Origin of the sequence: Pigmentiphaga sp. GD03639 (assembly GCF_029845405.1) — a bacterium.
Lineage (GTDB): Bacteria > Pseudomonadota > Gammaproteobacteria > Burkholderiales > Burkholderiaceae_B > Pigmentiphaga > Pigmentiphaga daeguensis.
The window spans coordinates 100,349-116,457 of the sequence record NZ_JAOCLR010000001.1 but is presented as its reverse complement, the minus strand read 5'-3'; the positions used below and the strand labels follow the sequence as shown (position 1 = coordinate 116,457).

Genomic DNA, 16,109 nt, shown 5'->3' with positions numbered 1-16,109 from the left:
CCTTCAACGCTTGCCCGGCTGGTAGAGCTGATCGAACGTGCCGCCATCCTCGAAGTGGGTCTTCTGGGCCTTCTGCCAGCCGCCGAAGACGTCATCGATCGTGATCAGGTTGACCTTGGGGAACGCCGAGGCGTACTTGGCGGCCACCTCGGGATTGCGGGGACGGTAGTAGTTCCTGGCGATGATCTCCTGCGCGTCCTTGGTGTACAGGTACTCCAGGTAGGCCTGCGCGGCCTGGCGCGTGCCTTTCTTGTCGACGTTCTTGTCGACCACGGCCACGGGCGGCTCGCACAGGATGGACAGCGAGGGCGCGACGATGTCGAACTTGTCCGGCCCCAGTTCCTTCAGCGACAACAGCGCCTCGTTCTCCCAGGCCAGCAGCACGTCGCCCTGGCCGCGTTCGACGAAGGTCGTGGTGGCGCCGCGCGCGCCGCTGTCGAGCACCGGCACGTGCTTGAACAGCTCGGCGATGAACTCGCGCGCCTTGGCCTCGCTGCCGCCCGGCTGCTTCAGGGCATAGGCCCAGGCCGCCAGGTAGTTCCAGCGCGCGCCGCCCGAGGTCTTGGGATTGGGCGTGATGACCGAGACGCCGGGCTTGATCAGGTCGCCCCAGTCCTTGATGCCCTTCGGGTTGCCTTTGCGCACCAGGAACACGATGGTCGAGGTATACGGCGAGCTGTTCTGCGGCAGCCGCTTCTGCCAATCGGCGGGCAGCAGGTTGCCGCGCGCGTGCAGGGCATCGATGTCATAAGCCAGGGCCAGCGTGACCACGTCGGCGTCCAGGCCGTCGATGACCGAGCGCGCCTGCGCACCGGAACCGCCATGCGACTGGCGGATGGTCAGGTCCACGCCGGCCTTTTTCTTGTATTCGGCCGCGAACGCCTTGTCCAGATCCTTGTACAGCTCGCGCGTCGGATCATAGGAAACGTTCAGCAGGGTCTGCTTCTGCTGTGCCGCAACAGGCGACACGGCGGCCGCCATGGCCAGCACGGCGACACCCAGGGTCCTTCCCAGCAATCCGGCCATCCGAGGCTCCATTCCATCTTTTCGAGGAATGCATGGTCGGTCACAAGCCCCATGCTTGGGAACGACATCTTGGATGGTTACTTATTTCCGACCGGTATAAACCCGCCCCGGCACAGAACAAATACGCCGTTATGCCCGGACGCGCATTAGATCATTTTCAAATTTTCGTTCTGATTTTTTTGTTTGCGACGCAACATGGATGATCGCCGCCGGCCTCCGTCGCGCCGGCCCGAGCAGGAGAACCACCTTGAATTTCCAGCAACTGCGCTCCGTCCGCGAAGCCCTGCGCCGCAATTTCAACCTGACCGAGGTTGCCAACACCCTGTACACCTCGCAGCCGGGCGTCAGCCGCCAGATACGCGAGCTGGAGGATGAACTGGGTACGACGATCTTCGAGCGCGCCGGCAAGCGCCTGACCGGGCTGACCGAGCCGGGCAAGGAAATCGTCACGATCATCGAACGCCTGCTGCTCGAACAGGAGAACCTCAAGCGCGCGGCCCAGGAATTCAGCGCCCGCGACCAGGGCCGGCTGACCATCGCAACGACCCATACGCAGGCCCGCTACGCGCTGCCGGTGGTCGTGCAGGCGTTCCGGCGCAATTTTCCCCAGGTCCACCTGAACCTGCAGCAGGGCTCGCCCCTGCACATCGCCGAATGGGTGGCCAGCGGCCAGGCCGACATCGGCATCGCCACCGAAGGGCTGCAGGCCGACGGCAGGTTGTCGACCTTCGCCGGCTACCGGTGGAACCACGTCATCGTCGCGCCGCCAGGGCATCCCATCCTGGCGCGCGAGCGGCCCACGGTCGAGGAACTGGCCCGGCATCCTCTGATCACCTACGACACGGGTCTGACCGGCCGCTCGCACATCGACGAGGCCTTCTCGCGCGCCTCGATCGTGCCGGACATCGTGCTGACGGCGATGGACGCCGACGTGATCAAGACCTATGTATCGGCGGGCCTGGGCATAGGCATCATCGCCGCCATGGCCTACGACAGCGAGGAAGACACCAAGCTGCGGTCGCTGGCGGCCGACCATCTGTTCGCCTCGAACATGACGCGCCTGGCGGTGCGCCGCGGCGCCTACCTGCGCAATTTCGCGATTGCCTTCATCGAGATGTTCGCACCGCACCTGGACCGCAACACGATCACCGCGCAACAGGACGAGGACGCGGCCGCGGCGCGCCAGCCCGAGCCGGCGGGCGCCTGATCAGTTCAGGGTGCCGCCCTTGCCGCCGGCGCTGAAGCGGCCGGCGCCGATCAGCGCGATGACCAGGCCGCCGCAAAGGTAGAGTCCCTGGAGCTCCAGCGTCCAGGCCCCGTTCTTGGCCACGGTGAATACCTGGTTGGAGTGGGCGAGCGCGATGGCCACGACCATGTTGATGGCGACCAGCAGGCCGCCGAGCCGGCTGTACAGCCCCACGAGCAGCAGGATGGGGGCGACGATCTCGCCCACGTAGACGAAATAGGCGAGGAAGGCGGGCAACCCGTGCGAGGCGACGAGCCCCTTCACGAAGCCGATGCCGCCGATGACCTTCGGAATGCCATGCATGAGCATGAGCACCCCTACGACCACGCGCAGCAGGAGTTTTCCGAGATCGTCGGCGGTCTGGAGCATGGGAGTCCTGTCGAAAGGAAACGAAGGCCCGCATTACAGCACATGTGCGTGACACGGGCACTTCTTCCGCCGCGGACTTACTCCTTGTTGGGCTGGGGCGTGGTGCGCAGGTAGGGCCGCACCACCTTGTAGCCCTTGGGAAACTTCTGCTTGAGTACCTCGGGATCCTGCAGCGAGGGCACGATGATGACGTCTTCGCCGTCCTTCCAGTTCACCGGCGTCGCAACGCTGTAGTTGTCGGTAAGCTGCAGCGAGTCGATCACGCGCAGGATCTCGTCGAAGTTGCGCCCCGTGCTGGCGGGATAGGTGATGATGAGCCTGACCTTCTTGGCCGGGTCGATCACGAAGACCGAGCGCACCGTGGCGGTGGCGCTGGCATTCGGGTGGATCATGTCGTAGAGCGTGGACACCTTGCGGTCGGCATCGGCCAGGATGGGGAAATCCACCCGGGTGTTCTGCGTATCGTTGATGTCGCCGATCCACTGCTGATGGGAATCGACCGGATCGACCGACAGCGCCAGCACCTTCACATTGCGCTTGGCGAACTCTTGCGCGAGCTTGGCGGTATAGCCCAGTTCGGTCGTGCAGACCGGCGTGAAGTCCGCCGGGTGCGAGAACAGCACGCCCCAGCTGTCGCCGAGGTAGTCGTAGAAATGAATACGTCCCTTGGAGGAATCCTGTTCGAAATCGGGAGCGGTGTCGCCCAGACGCAATGCGGTCATGTCGGTCTCCTACGTTTTCAAATGAAGCATTCTGGCGTTCCGCCGGGGAAGCGGGAACAAATGTTTGCACATAACCATATAGCTTTCCACCATAAAGGAAAGCCGGATACTTATTTTTTCATATAAGGACGTTACCCGGCGCGGCGTACCGCCAACGAAGCTGCGGTAATTAACAAACGCAAAATTCTTCGTTCCCAGTAATGAACGGGGACGCCATCATGCGCTCATGCGACTGCAACCCTTGATCGTCCCAGGTTGGAACAACTCCGGGCCCGGCCACTGGCAGAGCCTGTGGGAGGCCTGTCTGCCGCGCGCGGTGCGCGTGCAGCAGGCCGACTGGGCCTCGCCCGACCTGCATGACTGGACCGCGACCCTGGCCGCCGCCATCGAAGCGGCGCAGCGCCCGCCGCTGTTGATCGCCCACAGCCTGGGCTGCATCACGATATGCCACCTGCCGCTGCGGGTGCGCGAGAAAGTGGCGGGCGCCCTGCTGGTAGCGCCCGCCGACGTCGAGCGGCCGAACGCCCCGGCGCGGCTGCGCTCGTTCTGCCCGGTGCCGATGCAGACGCTGCCCTTCCAGAGCGTGGTGGTCGCCAGCACCAACGATCCGTATTGCTCGCTGGATCGGGCCCGCGAATTCGCCGAGGCCTGGGGCAGCCGCTTCGAGCAGCTCGACGATGCCGGCCACATCAATGCCGAATCGGGGTACGGCGCGTGGCCCCAGGGGCTCAAACTGCTGGCTGCCCTGCGGCGCAGGTCGCACTGGCGCATCCCGGTCGCCCCCTGCCGTACGCCTCCGCTGCCGCCGTCCCTGGCGCCCGGCCATCACCGCCCATCCCCCTGAGCGGCGCCGGCCAGGCCGGCCTCAGAACGCGTCGACCGGCATGGCCAGCGTGCTCGCTCCCCCCTGCAGGATCTCGCGGCGCAGCGCCTCGACCCGCGGCAGCAGGTGAGCGCAATAGAACCGTGCTCCCGCCAGCTTGGCCGGATAGAAGCTGTCGACATCGCCCTTGCCGATACGGCGCCGGCAGGCCAGCGCGGCGCGCGCCATCTGCCACCCGCCGTGCGTGAGCCCGGCCAGCATCAGGTAGGGCACGCTGCCCGCGTAGACCTCGCGCACGTCGTCGCGATAGCGTTCGACCACGAAACGGACCACTTCCTCGTAGGCCTGGATGGCGTCGGCCAGTTGTCCGCGCAAGGCCGACAGTTCCTGGTCGCCGTCCAGCTCGGCCAGCGTCTCGCGCATGTGGCCGATGATGGCGGCGGCCACCGCGCCGCCGTCGCGCGCGGTCTTGCGTCCCACCAGGTCGTTGGCCTGGATCGCGGTGGTGCCTTCGTAGATCGACAGGATGCGGGCATCGCGGTAGTACTGGGCAGCGCCCGTCTCCTCGATGAAGCCCATGCCGCCATGCACCTGTATGCCCAGCGACGCCACCTCCACCGCCATCTCGGTCGAGAAACCCTTGACGATGGGCACCATGTATTCGTAGAAGGCCTGGTTGCGCGCGCGCACCTGGGCATCGGGATGCCGGTGCGCGAAATCGTGCGCCCCGGCGGCCACGTAGGCCACGGCGCGGGCGGCCTCGGTCAGCGTGCGCATGGTCAACAGCATCCGGCGCACGTCCGGATGATGGACGATGGCCACGGGCCCGGCCGAACCCTCGACCGCCCGGCTCTGCACGCGGTCCTTGGCATAGGCCACGGCATGCTGGCTGGCGCGCTCGGCCACCGCGATACCCTGCAAGCCGACGGCGAAACGCGCGGCGTTCATCATGATGAACATGGTTTCCAGGCCGCGGTTGGGCTCGCCCACCAGATAGCCGATGGCGCCCGGGCCGACCTCGCCCTTGTCCTCGCCATACAGCAGCACGGCCGTGGGGCTGGCCTTGATGCCCAGCTTGTGTTCGATCGAGGCGCACCACACGTCGTTGCGCTTGCCCAGCGACCCGTCATCGTTCACCAGGAACTTGGGCACGATGAACAGCGACAGGCCCTTGACGCCCTCGGGCGCGTCCGCCAGCCGGGCCAGCACCATGTGCACGATGTTGCGTGCCATGTCGTGCTCGCCGTAGGTGATGAAGATCTTCTGCCCGTGCAGCCGATAGCTGCCGTCGGGCTGCGCGACGGCGCGCGTGCGCACCAGCGACAGGTCCGATCCGGCCTGCGGCTCGGTCAGGTTCATGGTTCCGGTCCAGGAACCGTCGATCATCGAAGGAATGAAGCGCCGCTTCTGCTCCTCGGTCCCGGCCGTCAGCAGCACCTCGATGGCGCCATCGGTCAGCAAGGGGCACAGCGCGAAGGACAGGCAGGCGGCGTTCAGGTTTTCCATGCAGGGGGTGGCGACGACCTTGGGCAGGCCTTGCCCGCCGAAGTCCACCGGATGCTGCAAGCCCTGCCAGCCCCCTTCGACGAAACTGCGGAATGCCTGGGCGAACCCCGGCGATGCGGTGACGGCGCCGTCGCGCCAGGTGGGCGGCTGCAGATCGCCGTCGCGGTTGAGCGGCGCGATCGCGTCCTGGAGCAGGCGCGCGTTCTCGTCCAGGATCGCATCGACGACTTCCTGGCCGGCTTCCTCGCCACCGGGTAATTGATGAACCTTGTCCAGGCCGGCCAATTCGTTCAGCACGAATCGGATATCCCGCAATGGAGCCACGTAAGCCATGCAAACCTCCGGTCAGTTGGGCACCGAGGGCCGCGCGGCGGCAAGACCGGCGGCCCGGCCCTGTTCGGGTGCGCCGCCGCAGCCCAAGGGCGCGGCGGCGTTCGCGCCTACAGCGCTTTCGTGAGCTCGGGCACGGCGGTGAACAGATCCGCCACCAGCCCGTAGTCGGCCACGCCGAAGATCGGCGCCTCGGCGTCCTTGTTGATCGCCACGATCACCTTCGAATCCTTCATGCCGGCCAGGTGCTGGATCGCGCCGGAGATGCCCACCGCCACGTACAACTGCGGCGCGACGATCTTGCCGGTCTGGCCTACCTGCCAGTCGTTGGGGGCATAGCCCGCGTCGACCGCGGCGCGCGACGCGCCCATGGCCGCGCCCAGCTTGTCCGCCAGCGGCTCGAGCAGCTTGAAGTTCTCGGCGCTGCCCATCCCGCGTCCGCCCGAGACCACGGCCTTGGCCGCCGTCAGTTCGGGACGGTCGCTCTTGGCAACCTCGCGCCCCACGAACGAGGACTTGCCACCGTCGCCCACCGCGGACAGGCTTTCCACCGGCGCCGAACCGCCCGTGGCCGCGGCCGCGTCGAAGGCCGTCGTGCGCACGGTGATCACCTTGACGGCGTCGGCCGACTGCACCGTGGCGATCGCGTTGCCCGCGTAGATCGGACGCTCGAACGTATCGGCCGAATCGATGCCGATGATGTCGGAGATCTGCGCCACGTCCAGCTTGGCCGCCACGCGCGGCGCCACGTTCTTGCCGTACGCCGTGGCCGGGAACAGGATGTGGCTGTAGCCCTGGGCCACCGCCAGCACCTGCGCCGCCACGTTCTCGGCCAGGCCATCGGCCAGCGCGGGGCCGTCGGCCGACAGCACCTTGGCCACGCCCGCCACCTGCGAGGCCGCCTGCGCCGCTCCGCCCACACCCGCGCCCGCGACCAGCACGTGCACGTCGCCACCCAGGCGCTGCGCCGCCGTGATCGTGTTCAGCGTCGCCGCGCGCAGATGCGCATTGTCATGTTCCGCTACGACCAGTATCGCCATCTTCACACCACCTTCGCTTCATTCTTGAGTTTGCCCACCAGCTCGGCCACGTCCGCCACCTTCACCCCGGCCTTGCGCGCCGGCGGCTCGGCCACCTTCAGCGTCTTGAGGCGCGGCGTCACGTCCACGCCCAGGTCTTCCGGCTTGACGGTCTCCAGCGGCTTCTTCTTGGCCTTCATGATGTTGGGCAGCGTCACGTAGCGCGGCTCGTTCAACCGCAGGTCCGTGGTCACGATGGCCGGCAGCGACAGCGCCACCGTCTCCAGGCCGCCGTCCACTTCGCGCGTCACCGTCGCCTTGCCGTCGGCCACCTCGACCTTGCTCGCGAAGGTCGCCTGCGGCCAATCCAGCAGCGCGGCCAGCATCTGGCCCGTCTGGTTCGCATCGTCGTCGATCGCCTGCTTGCCCAGGATGACCAGCTGCGGCTGCTCCTTGTCGACCAGCGCCTTCAGCAGCTTGGCCACGGCCAGCGGCTGCAGCTCCTGCTGCGTCTCGACCAGGATGGCGCGGTCGGCGCCGATGGCCATCGCCGTGCGCAGCGTCTCCTGGCACTGCGCGACGCCGCAAGACACGGCCAGGATCTCGCTGGCCACGCCCTTTTCCTTCAGGCGCGTCGCCTCTTCCACGGCGATTTCGTCGAACGGGTTCATCGACATCTTCACGTTCGCGATGTCCACGCCGGTCTGGTCCGACTTCACCCGGACCTTCACGTTGTAGTCCACCACTCGCTTGACTGGCACTAACACCTTCATCGTTTGCAACCTCGTTGTAGATAAGCCGGCTACGCCTGGGTAACGGGCACGCACACGGCACGGTCGCCGCGCCACAGGGAAACCCGTCGATTATAGGTAATCGACATGCCCCTCTCGCGGGCCTGGAATACGGGTAAATACGGACGACGAGCGCGCATGGGGGCTCAGATCCCCGCCAGCGCGCGTATGTGGGCGGTGGCGCTGCGCCCCAGCGCCGACAGGTTGTAGCCGCCTTCCAGGCAACTGACGACCCGCGCGCCGTGGCGCTGGGCCAGCGCCACCAACTGCTCGGTGATCCAGGCGAAATCCGACTCGACCAGCCCCATGCTGCCCAGATCGTCCTCGCGGTGCGCATCGAAGCCCGCCGACACCAGCACGAGCTGGGGCCGGAACCGCTCCAGCCTGGGCAGCCACCGGGCCGCGACCAGTTCGCGTATCGCCGCGCCTTCGGTATAGGCGGGCACGGGTTCGTTCAGCATGTTGTCGGCCCAGGGCGCGGTACCGCTGAACGGATAGAACGGATGCTGGAAGAAACCGCACATCAGCACGCGTTCGTCGCCGGCCAGCGCCGCCTCGGTGCCGTTGCCGTGATGCACGTCGAAATCCACGACCGCCACGCGCGTCAAACCGTGGCGCGCGATGGCATGGCGCGCGGCGATCGCCACATTGCTCAGGAAGCAGAATCCCATGGCCTGGTCGGGGCACGCATGGTGGCCGGGCGGCCGCACCGCGCAGAACGCCGACTCGCCCTCTCCCGCCAGCACGGCATCGACGGCCGCGATCGCGGCGCCGGCCGCGTGCAGCGCCGCCGCGTAGGTGTGGGGGTTCATGCAGGTGTCGGGGTCGAGCTCGACGTAGCCGTGCACGGGCGAGCGCTCGACCAGTGATTCCAGGTACTCGGAGGTATGCACGCGCAGCAGCGCGTCCTGCGTGGCCTGCGGCGCCTCGCGCTCGACCAGGTGGACCGCCACGCCCGAGGCAAGCAACTGGTCGGAGATCGCGTCCAGCCGCGCCGGGCACTCGGGGTGCCCTTCGCCCATCTCGTGCTGCCGGCACGCCGGATGCGTGAAGTAAAGCGTAGCCATGGCCTCCATTATGCGCCCGACTTGCATCGCGGCCGAACAGCCGGCAGCATCACGCTATCGATATCGCTTTTCCGGAAATCTTACGCGTGAATTCGACACCCCGCTTTCCGACCGGGTCGCGCAGCGGCCCGATCGTCGCCGGTCTTGCCGCGCTGGCCCTGTGGGGCTGCGCCTCGCCCCCGCCCCCCGCCGCCGCCCCCATGCAGGGCGTGCCGCCCTCCCCTGGCATGCAGGCCGCTCCGGGCTCCGGCCCGGCCGCGCAGCCCGTGGCGCCGGCGCCCGCCGCGCCGGTGGCCGTCCCGGTACCGGTGCCCGCGCCCTCCGGCCCCATGCCGGCCGCCGAGGCCCGGCGCGCTTTCGTCGCCGACATGGCCGGCCGGGGCCTGGACGCCGCCCGGGTCGGCGTCCTGCTCGACCAGGCCAAGTATTCGGAAACCGTCGCGCGGCTCGTGCTGCCGCCCTCCTCGCCCACGGTGCGCAGTTGGCCCCGGTACCGCGCGCGCTTCATCGAAAGCCGCCGCATCAAGGAAGGCATCGCGTTCCAGGAGGAACATGCACAGGACCTGGCGCGCGCCGAGGCCAGGTACGGCGTGCCCGCCTCCATCATCGTCAGCGTCATCGGCGTGGAAACGTTCTACGGCCGGGTCACCGGTAATTTCCGCGTCATCGACGCGCTGGCGACGCTGGCCTTCAACTACCCGGCCCAGGCGCGCAGCGACCGCAGCGCCTTCTTCCGCGAGCAACTGGCGCAGTTCCTGATCTGGTGCAAGGAAACCGGCGCCGACCCGCTGGCGGTAAAGGGTTCGTACGCGGGCGCCATCGGCCTGCCGCAGTTCATGCCCGGCAGCCTGCGCCAGTTCGCGGTCGACGGCGATGGCGATGGCCGCATCGATCTGCTCGCCAGCCCCGCCGACGCCATCGCCTCGGTGGCCAACTTCCTGGTCGAACATGGATGGCAGCGCGACCAGCCGGTGTTCCTGCCGGTGCGGCTACCGGGCGACCCGGCCGCGCTGGTCGACGGCGGGCTCAAGCCCACGCTCGACTGGACCCGGCTGCAGGCGGCGGGCGCGCGGGCGCCCAAGGTGGCGGGAATGTCGGACGCGTGGATGCAATGGCCGCTGGCCGTGATCGATCTGTACGACGGCGCGACGGGCACGACCGAATACCGCGTCGCCGCGCCCAACTTCTTCGCCCTGACCGAATACAACCGCAGCTACTTCTACGCCACCTCGGTCACCGACCTGGCCGTGGAGCTCGAACGGCGCGGCCGCGTGGCGAGCCGGGTCAGTCAGTTGAATACGCCGGTGGACAAATAGCGGTCGCCACGGTCGCAAACGATGAAGACGATGGTGGCGTTGCTGACGGTTTCGGCCACGCGCAGCGCCGCCACCAGCGCGCCGGCGGACGAGATGCCGCCGAAGATGCCTTCTTCCGCTGCCAGCCGGCGGGCCATCTCCTCGGCTTCGGCCTGGGTGACGGACTCCTGGCTGTCGACCGCCGACGGGTCGTAGATCTTGGGCAGATAGGCCTCGGGCCATTTGCGGATGCCGGGAATCTGCGAACCTTCGGCCGGCTGCGCGCCCACCACCCGGACCGCCGGATTGCGGCTCTTCAAATAGCGCGAGACGCCCACGATGGTTCCCGTGGTACCCATGGCGCTGACGAAGTGGGTGACCTGCCCGTCGGTATCGCGCCAGATTTCCGGCCCGGTGGTCTCGACGTGGGCCAGCGGGTTGTCGGGATTGGCGAACTGGTCCAGCACCTTGCCTTTGCCCTCGGCCTGCATCTGCAAGGCCAGGTCGCGGGCGTATTCCATGCCCCCTTGCGAAGCCGGCGTCAGGATCAGTTCGGCCCCATAGGCCGTCATGGCCGCGCGGCGCTCGAGCGACAGGTTGTCGGGCATGATCAGGATCATGCGGTAGCCACGTATGGCCGCCACCAGGGCCAGGGCGATGCCGGTGTTTCCGCTGGTCGCCTCGATCAGGGTGTCGCCCGGCTTGATCTCGCCCCTGGCCTCGGCCCGGGCGATCATGGACAAGGCCGGGCGGTCCTTGACGGAACCGGCCGGATTGGTGCCTTCCAGCTTCGCGAGAATGACGTTGCCGCGCGCGGCGTTGCCTTCTCCCGGGATGCGCTGGAGCCGGACCAGGGGCGTGTTGCCGATGGTCTGTTCGATGGTGGGGTAGCTTCTCATGCGCCCCATCATAATCCAGCCGGCCCGGTTTAGTTCCCTTTCCCCTTACTGCCCGGAGGCATATTGACCATGATGGCCGGCCCCTCGCGGCCGGCCGGGCCGATAGCCAATCCGGCCGCCCGCAACCCCTGGAGCCGCTTCGTGCCCAGCCCGCGCACGCGTCCGGCCAGGTCCTCGAACGACGAGAACGGCCCCCCTCGGCGGCGTTCCTGGACGATGCTGGCGGCGGTCTTGGCGCCGATGCCCCGTACGGCCTCGAGCTGGGACGGCGTCGCGGTATTCACGTCCACGCTGGCGGCATGGGCTCCGCCCAGCATGGCCAGCCCGAGGCTGGCGGTGGCGGCCAGCCTTCCCGCGCGTAGCCGGGCGCCGCGCATGCGATAGGGCCTGGGATCGGGTTCGGCGCGGGTGGGATCGAGGAAAGGATTCATGGCTAGGCTCCTTGAGAGTTGCCGGCGACCGGCCGGCCGCCGCGACACCGTCCGGCGTCATCGCAAGCTTGCTCCAGGAACCGCCCTGCAAGCGGGCGCGAACGGCCCGCTGTCCAAGGGGGGAAATGCGTAGGGAGGCCTCCGGCCGCCCCCTACTTCGAGATGCCGCGCAACTCGCGGATGTACTCGGAAACGCCCGTCTGCACGTCCCGCATCGGCGCGGTGAAGCCTGCCGCGCGCAATTGCGTGGTGTCGGCCTGGGTGTAGCTCTGGTAGCGACCCTTGAGATCCTCGGGGAACTCGATGTAGCGCAGCAGCCCCTGCGCCGCCAGGTCGGCCAGCGGCAGCGGCGCCTCGCCGCGCTCCTCGCGCAGCGTGTTGACCACCGCGGCCGCCACGTCGTTGAAAGGCTGGGCCCGGCCGGTGCCGCAGTTGTAGACACCGGACACCGGACGGCCCAGGAAATGCAGGTTCACTTCGACCACGTCGTGGACCGAGATGAAATCCCGCTGCTGCTGTCCATCGCCGTAGCCGTCCCAGCCGCCGAACAGACGCACGTGGCCTTCCTTCAGGAACTGGTTCATGTTGTGGAAGGCCACCGAGGCCATCCTGCCCTTGTGCTGCTCGCGCGGGCCATAGACGTTGAAATAGCGCAGCCCCACCACCGGCGCGGTCAGCGAGGCCAGGCGGCGGCGCAGCACCTGGTCGAACAGGAACTTCGAATAGCCGTAGACGTTCAGCGGCTTCTCGTTGCGCAAGTCCTCGGCATAGACCGGGCCCGCGCCATAAACGGCGGCCGACGACGCATACAGGAAGGGAATCCGCTCGCGCTGGGCATACTCGAAGAGCTCCAGCGTGACGCGATAGTTGTTGTCCATCATGTACTGGCCGTTGCGCTCGGTGGTGTCCGAACACGCGCCCTGGTGCAGGATCGCATCCACCTTGGGCAGCGACCCATCCGCCACGCGCCGGCGGAAATCATTCTTGTCCAGGTAGTCCGCGATCTCGCAGTCGACCAGGTTGACGAACTTGTCGCCTTCGAGCAGATCGTCGACCGCGATGATGTCGCGCTCGCCGCGGGCGTTCAGGCCCTTGACCAGATTGCTGCCGATGAAGCCGGCGGCTCCCGTTACGATGATCATGGCAATTTCCTCAATCTAGATCGCCAGGCCGGCGCGCAACTCGTCCGGCGTCACGATCGACGTTCCCAGCTTGCCGACGACGATGCCGCCCGCCAGGTTGGCCCATCTCATGGCCACATGCAGATCCAGTCCCGCGGCGCGCATGACGGCCAGCGTGGCGATCACGGTATCGCCGGCACCCGAGACGTCGAACACCTCGCGCGCCAGCGCCTCGACGTGGTCGCGCCCCTCGGCCGTGAAAAGCGTCATGCCCAGCTCGGAGCGCGTCACCAGCAAGGCCTCCAGGTCCAGCGCCTGGCGCAGATGCTGGGCCCGCTCGGCCAGTTGCGCCTCGTCGCGCCAGCGGCCCACGGCCTCGCGCATTTCCGACTGGTTGGGCGTGACCAGCGAGGCGCCGCGATAGCGTCCATAGTCGTCGCCCTTGGGATCCACCAGCACGACGCAGCCGCGCGCGCGGGCCAGGGCGATCAGGTCCTGCACCTGGTCCAGCACGCCCTTGGCGTAATCGGACAGCACCACCACGTCGTGGTCGGCGATATGCACCGCCACCCGCGCCGCCAGCTCGGCCAGCACGCCCGGCGAGGGCGGCTGCTCGAAATCCACCCGCAGCAACTGCTGCTGGCGTCCCAGCACGCGCATCTTCATCGTGGTCGGCACCGACGGATCCGCAACCAGATCCGCGCGCACCCCCTCGTCCTCGCACAACCGCGCAATGGCACGCCCGGAATCGTCATCGCCCACCACGCCGACCAGCGTCACATGCGCCCCCAGCGTCGCCGCGTTGCGCGCCACGTTCGCCGCCCCGCCCAGCCGGTCCTCGCTGCGCGACACATGCACCACCGGCACCGGCGCCTCGGGAGAAATGCGATGCACCTCGCCGAACCAATAACGGTCCAGCATCACGTCCCCCACCACCAACACCCGCGCCGCCGCGCGCTGCTCATCCGAGGGAAACACCCCCAACGCCGACGCGCTCATGCGTTGCTCCCCAATGAAAAACCGGCAGCCAGCCAGCCAATGCCACACACCAAGAAAACGTCACACAGATCCAGGGCGCCGCGGATCCGGCTCCGCCGGTCCACCCGCATCGCCCCCGGGATCAGGCGCCGGGCCGCCCCAAGGCGGGTCCCGGCCCCCTTGTGAGGCTGCCGCGTAGCGGCTGGGGGCTCACCATACTGGGCGCGCGTCAGCGCGTAGGGGGGGGCCTCAGCCTGCATCGAGTTCTTCCAATCGTTTGGGTGCATAGGTCTCCCAGGCGTTGCAGCCCGGACATTGCCAATGGAACCGCTTGGCCTTGAAACCGCACGCCTGGCAGGCGTAGCGATCCAGGCGTTGCGTATGCTTGTGTATCAGGCTGCGCATCAGCACGGCATCGTCCGCGGGCGTCCACGGCGAGGCGGTATCAGCCTGCGGGTTGTTCAGCGTCACCACGTTCGCGGCCGCCTGCTGCCCGGGTTCGACCTGCGCGGCCTTGTCGCCCGCCACCTGTGCCTCGAGCAGCCGGTCCAGCCCCAGCAGCGACGGATTGCGCTGCAAGGCGCCGCGGGCGAAGTTCCAGGCCTGCGCCAGGCCGCGCTGCCGGCGCAGCGCCTGGAAGATCGCATCGAACAGATCCAGCGACGGGTGGCGCGCATAGTGCGCCTCGAGCTTCTCCAGCCCCTCGCTGGCCGTACCGCGCGCCTCGTGGTTGGCAAGGAACTGCTCGGCCACCAGGCCCGCGTACTCGGGATGCGCGGACAGCACGGACTCCAGGTGCAGGCGCTGCGCCCGCAGGTCGCCTTCGCGCCGGGCCAGATCGGCCCGCATCATGGCGATGCGCACATGCGGAGCCGTGCCGCTGCCCCGCTGGGCCTGGACCGAGGCATGCGTGGCCGCGTCCAGCGCAGCATGGGCGGCGTCCATGTTGCCGGCGGCCAGCGCCGCCGCGGCTTCCTCGCAATGGAAATGAACGGCCTGGGACACGGGTTCGTCGATCAGTCCCTGCAAGGCCTGCACGGCCTGGATGGCATGCGGCCAATCCCGTTCGGTCTCGTGGATCCGGATCAGCGCACGCAGGGCGTCGGGGGCGAATCGCGTTCCCTTCAACTGGTCGAATGCCGCTTCGGCCCGGTCCAGCATGCCGGCGCGCAGATAGTCCTGCGCCAGTTCGTGCAAGGCCTGCTCACGCTGGTTGTCCGGCAGGTCGGCTCGCTGCAGCAGATTCTGGTGCACGCGTATGGCACGCTCGATCTCACCGCGGCGCCGGAACAGACTGCCCAGGGCGAAGTGCAGCTCGATCGTCTCGGGGTCGAGCTTGGCCACCTCGATAAAAGCGTCGATGGCACGGTCGTGCTGCTCGTTCAACAGGAAGTTGAGCCCGCGGAAATAGGAATCGGGCACGCTGCGATGCTCGGACAACATCTGCCGGATGTCCACGCGCGCGGCCACCCAGCCCAACCCGAACAACAAGGGAATGGCGATCAGCCACCAGGGTTCGAAATCCACATCGGTCCCTTACAAGGGGGTCACGGGCAGGATGGCGTCGGGGGACGGCGGCGCATCCGCGGCCGAGCCACCCTTGGCCACGGCCCGGGCCTGATCCAGCTCGCGCCGCAGCGAGGCGATCTCGCGCCGGCGGCGCATCACGCCCGGCACCGTCAGCAACAAGCCGAATACCGCACCGACCACGAAGCTGGCCAGCATGACCACGATCAGCGGCACTTCGCTGATCAGGTGATCGGCGAAGAAATAGACGTTCACCCGGTCGGTATTCTTGAGCGCGAACAGCAGGACCACCACGAATATGACCAGTCTCAGCGCCCAGACGAGATATCGCATGGTTTGCTCCAGGTGAGGAAAAAAAGGATTGTATCCCCCCCTACGCGCTTCGCGCGCCCGGTATGGCGAGCCCCCAAGGGAGGCCGGGACGGGGCGGTAATAGAAAACCCCGCCAGCTGGAGAGCTGGCGGGGTTTTGTTCGGGCTTGCCTGCGGCCTGCGAGGCCCGGTCAGTTCCCGGAAGGCTCTTGCACGGGGGCGTCGACCCGCTCGCGCAACTCCTTGCCGGCCTTGAAGTGCGGCACCCGCTTTTCGGGAACCAGCACCTTTTCACCGGACTTGGGATTGCGCCCGATACGCGGCGGACGCCTGGACAACGAAAAACTGCCGAAACCACGGATCTCGATGCGCTGCCCCTCCGACAGGGACTGGGCCATCGCATCGAGGATGGTCTTGACGGCGTAGTCGGCGTCCTTGGCGACCAGTTGCGGATACCGGGCGGCCAATCGGGCGATCAACTCGGACTTCGTCATTGAGTTCATGAAACCTCTTGGAACGCCGTACCGGGCAACCTGGCAACCCTCCCCATGGGCACGGCGGATCCGGCTCCGCCCCGCCCCAAGGCGGGCCCCGGCCCCCCTCGGGGGGCTGCCGCGTAGCGGCTGGGGGCTCACCATACCGGGCGCG

17 protein-coding genes are annotated in these 16,109 nt (G+C 67.7%); 3 read left to right on the top strand and 14 right to left on the bottom strand.

Going from position 1 to position 16,109, the window contains the following annotated elements; all coding sequences use genetic code 11:
* Positions 1–3 precede the first annotated feature (3 nt).
* Positions 4–981 carry a sulfate ABC transporter substrate-binding protein gene (locus tag N5K27_RS00555; RefSeq protein ID WP_243724631.1) on the bottom strand — a complete coding sequence of 326 codons (978 nt, stop codon included), beginning with the start codon at positions 979–981 and terminating at the stop codon, positions 4–6.
* A gap of 292 nt (positions 982–1,273) precedes the next feature.
* On the opposite strand from N5K27_RS00555, the gene N5K27_RS00550 reads away from it, so the two are divergent.
* Positions 1,274–2,233 carry a CysB family HTH-type transcriptional regulator gene (locus N5K27_RS00550; protein WP_279813689.1) on the top strand — a complete coding sequence of 320 codons (960 nt, stop codon included), beginning with the start codon at positions 1,274–1,276 and terminating at the stop codon, positions 2,231–2,233.
* Here N5K27_RS00550 and N5K27_RS00545 read toward each other — a convergent pair whose 3' ends face one another.
* Positions 2,234–2,641 carry a DoxX family protein gene (locus tag N5K27_RS00545; protein WP_087840985.1) on the bottom strand — a complete coding sequence of 136 codons (408 nt, stop codon included), beginning with the start codon at positions 2,639–2,641 and terminating at the stop codon, positions 2,234–2,236.
* 77 nt (positions 2,642–2,718) lie between these two features.
* Positions 2,719–3,363, bottom strand: a complete 645-nt coding sequence (locus N5K27_RS00540; RefSeq protein ID WP_087840984.1) for a peroxiredoxin — start codon at positions 3,361–3,363, stop codon at positions 2,719–2,721.
* Between the two features lie 226 nt (positions 3,364–3,589).
* Here N5K27_RS00540 and N5K27_RS00535 point away from each other — a divergent pair, with 226 nt between their 5' ends.
* Complete coding sequence (locus N5K27_RS00535) at positions 3,590–4,207, top strand: alpha/beta hydrolase (RefSeq protein ID WP_087840983.1); 618 nt, start codon at positions 3,590–3,592, stop codon at positions 4,205–4,207.
* Positions 4,208–4,228: 21 nt separating this feature from the next.
* Here N5K27_RS00535 and N5K27_RS00530 read toward each other — a convergent pair whose 3' ends face one another.
* From N5K27_RS00530 to N5K27_RS00515, 4 genes are all read right to left on the bottom strand, one after another.
* Positions 4,229–6,025 carry an acyl-CoA dehydrogenase gene (locus N5K27_RS00530; RefSeq protein ID WP_087840982.1) on the bottom strand — a complete coding sequence of 599 codons (1,797 nt, stop codon included), beginning with the start codon at positions 6,023–6,025 and terminating at the stop codon, positions 4,229–4,231.
* Positions 6,026–6,132: 107 nt separating this feature from the next.
* Positions 6,133–7,062 carry an FAD-binding protein gene (locus tag N5K27_RS00525; RefSeq protein ID WP_087840981.1) on the bottom strand — a complete coding sequence of 310 codons (930 nt, stop codon included), beginning with the start codon at positions 7,060–7,062 and terminating at the stop codon, positions 6,133–6,135.
* Between the two features lie 2 nt (positions 7,063–7,064).
* A complete protein-coding gene (locus N5K27_RS00520) occupies positions 7,065–7,814 on the bottom strand; it encodes an electron transfer flavoprotein subunit beta/FixA family protein (RefSeq protein WP_087840980.1) in 750 nt (249 codons plus the stop codon).
* A gap of 164 nt (positions 7,815–7,978) precedes the next feature.
* Positions 7,979–8,899, bottom strand: coding sequence for a histone deacetylase family protein (locus tag N5K27_RS00515; protein ID WP_087841048.1), 921 nt, complete (start codon positions 8,897–8,899; stop codon positions 7,979–7,981).
* An 86-nt stretch (positions 8,900–8,985) separates the two neighbouring features.
* Between N5K27_RS00515 and mltB the strand changes: the two genes are divergently transcribed.
* Positions 8,986–10,215, top strand: a complete 1,230-nt coding sequence (mltB, locus tag N5K27_RS00510) for a lytic murein transglycosylase B (RefSeq protein ID WP_279813674.1) — start codon at positions 8,986–8,988, stop codon at positions 10,213–10,215.
* On the opposite strand, the gene cysM is transcribed toward mltB, so the two are convergent.
* The 7 genes from cysM to N5K27_RS00475 form a co-directional block, all read right to left on the bottom strand.
* Positions 10,188–11,093, bottom strand: a complete 906-nt coding sequence (gene cysM, locus N5K27_RS00505) for a cysteine synthase CysM (protein ID WP_087836651.1) — start codon at positions 11,091–11,093, stop codon at positions 10,188–10,190. The genes mltB and cysM overlap by 28 nt on opposite strands.
* A 29-nt stretch (positions 11,094–11,122) precedes the next feature.
* Positions 11,123–11,524 (bottom strand): helix-hairpin-helix domain-containing protein, encoded by a 402-nt coding sequence (locus tag N5K27_RS00500; protein ID WP_087836650.1) that lies wholly within the window; start codon positions 11,522–11,524, stop codon positions 11,123–11,125.
* Between the two features lie 152 nt (positions 11,525–11,676).
* Positions 11,677–12,666, bottom strand: a complete 990-nt coding sequence (gene rfaD, locus N5K27_RS00495; protein ID WP_087836649.1) for an ADP-glyceromanno-heptose 6-epimerase — start codon at positions 12,664–12,666, stop codon at positions 11,677–11,679.
* A gap of 15 nt (positions 12,667–12,681) precedes the next feature.
* Entirely contained in the window at positions 12,682–13,629 is a 948-nt protein-coding gene (rfaE1, locus tag N5K27_RS00490; protein WP_087836653.1) for a D-glycero-beta-D-manno-heptose-7-phosphate kinase, read from the bottom strand.
* 243 nt (positions 13,630–13,872) lie between these two features.
* A complete protein-coding gene (gene lapB, locus N5K27_RS00485; RefSeq protein ID WP_087836647.1) occupies positions 13,873–15,150 on the bottom strand; it encodes a lipopolysaccharide assembly protein LapB in 1,278 nt (425 codons plus the stop codon).
* Positions 15,151–15,159: 9 nt separating this feature from the next.
* A complete protein-coding gene (locus tag N5K27_RS00480; RefSeq protein WP_087836646.1) occupies positions 15,160–15,483 on the bottom strand; it encodes a LapA family protein in 324 nt (107 codons plus the stop codon).
* A 169-nt stretch (positions 15,484–15,652) separates the two neighbouring features.
* Positions 15,653–15,955 (bottom strand): integration host factor subunit beta, encoded by a 303-nt coding sequence (locus N5K27_RS00475; RefSeq protein ID WP_087778781.1) that lies wholly within the window; start codon positions 15,953–15,955, stop codon positions 15,653–15,655.
* Between the last annotated feature and the right edge of the window lie 154 nt (positions 15,956–16,109).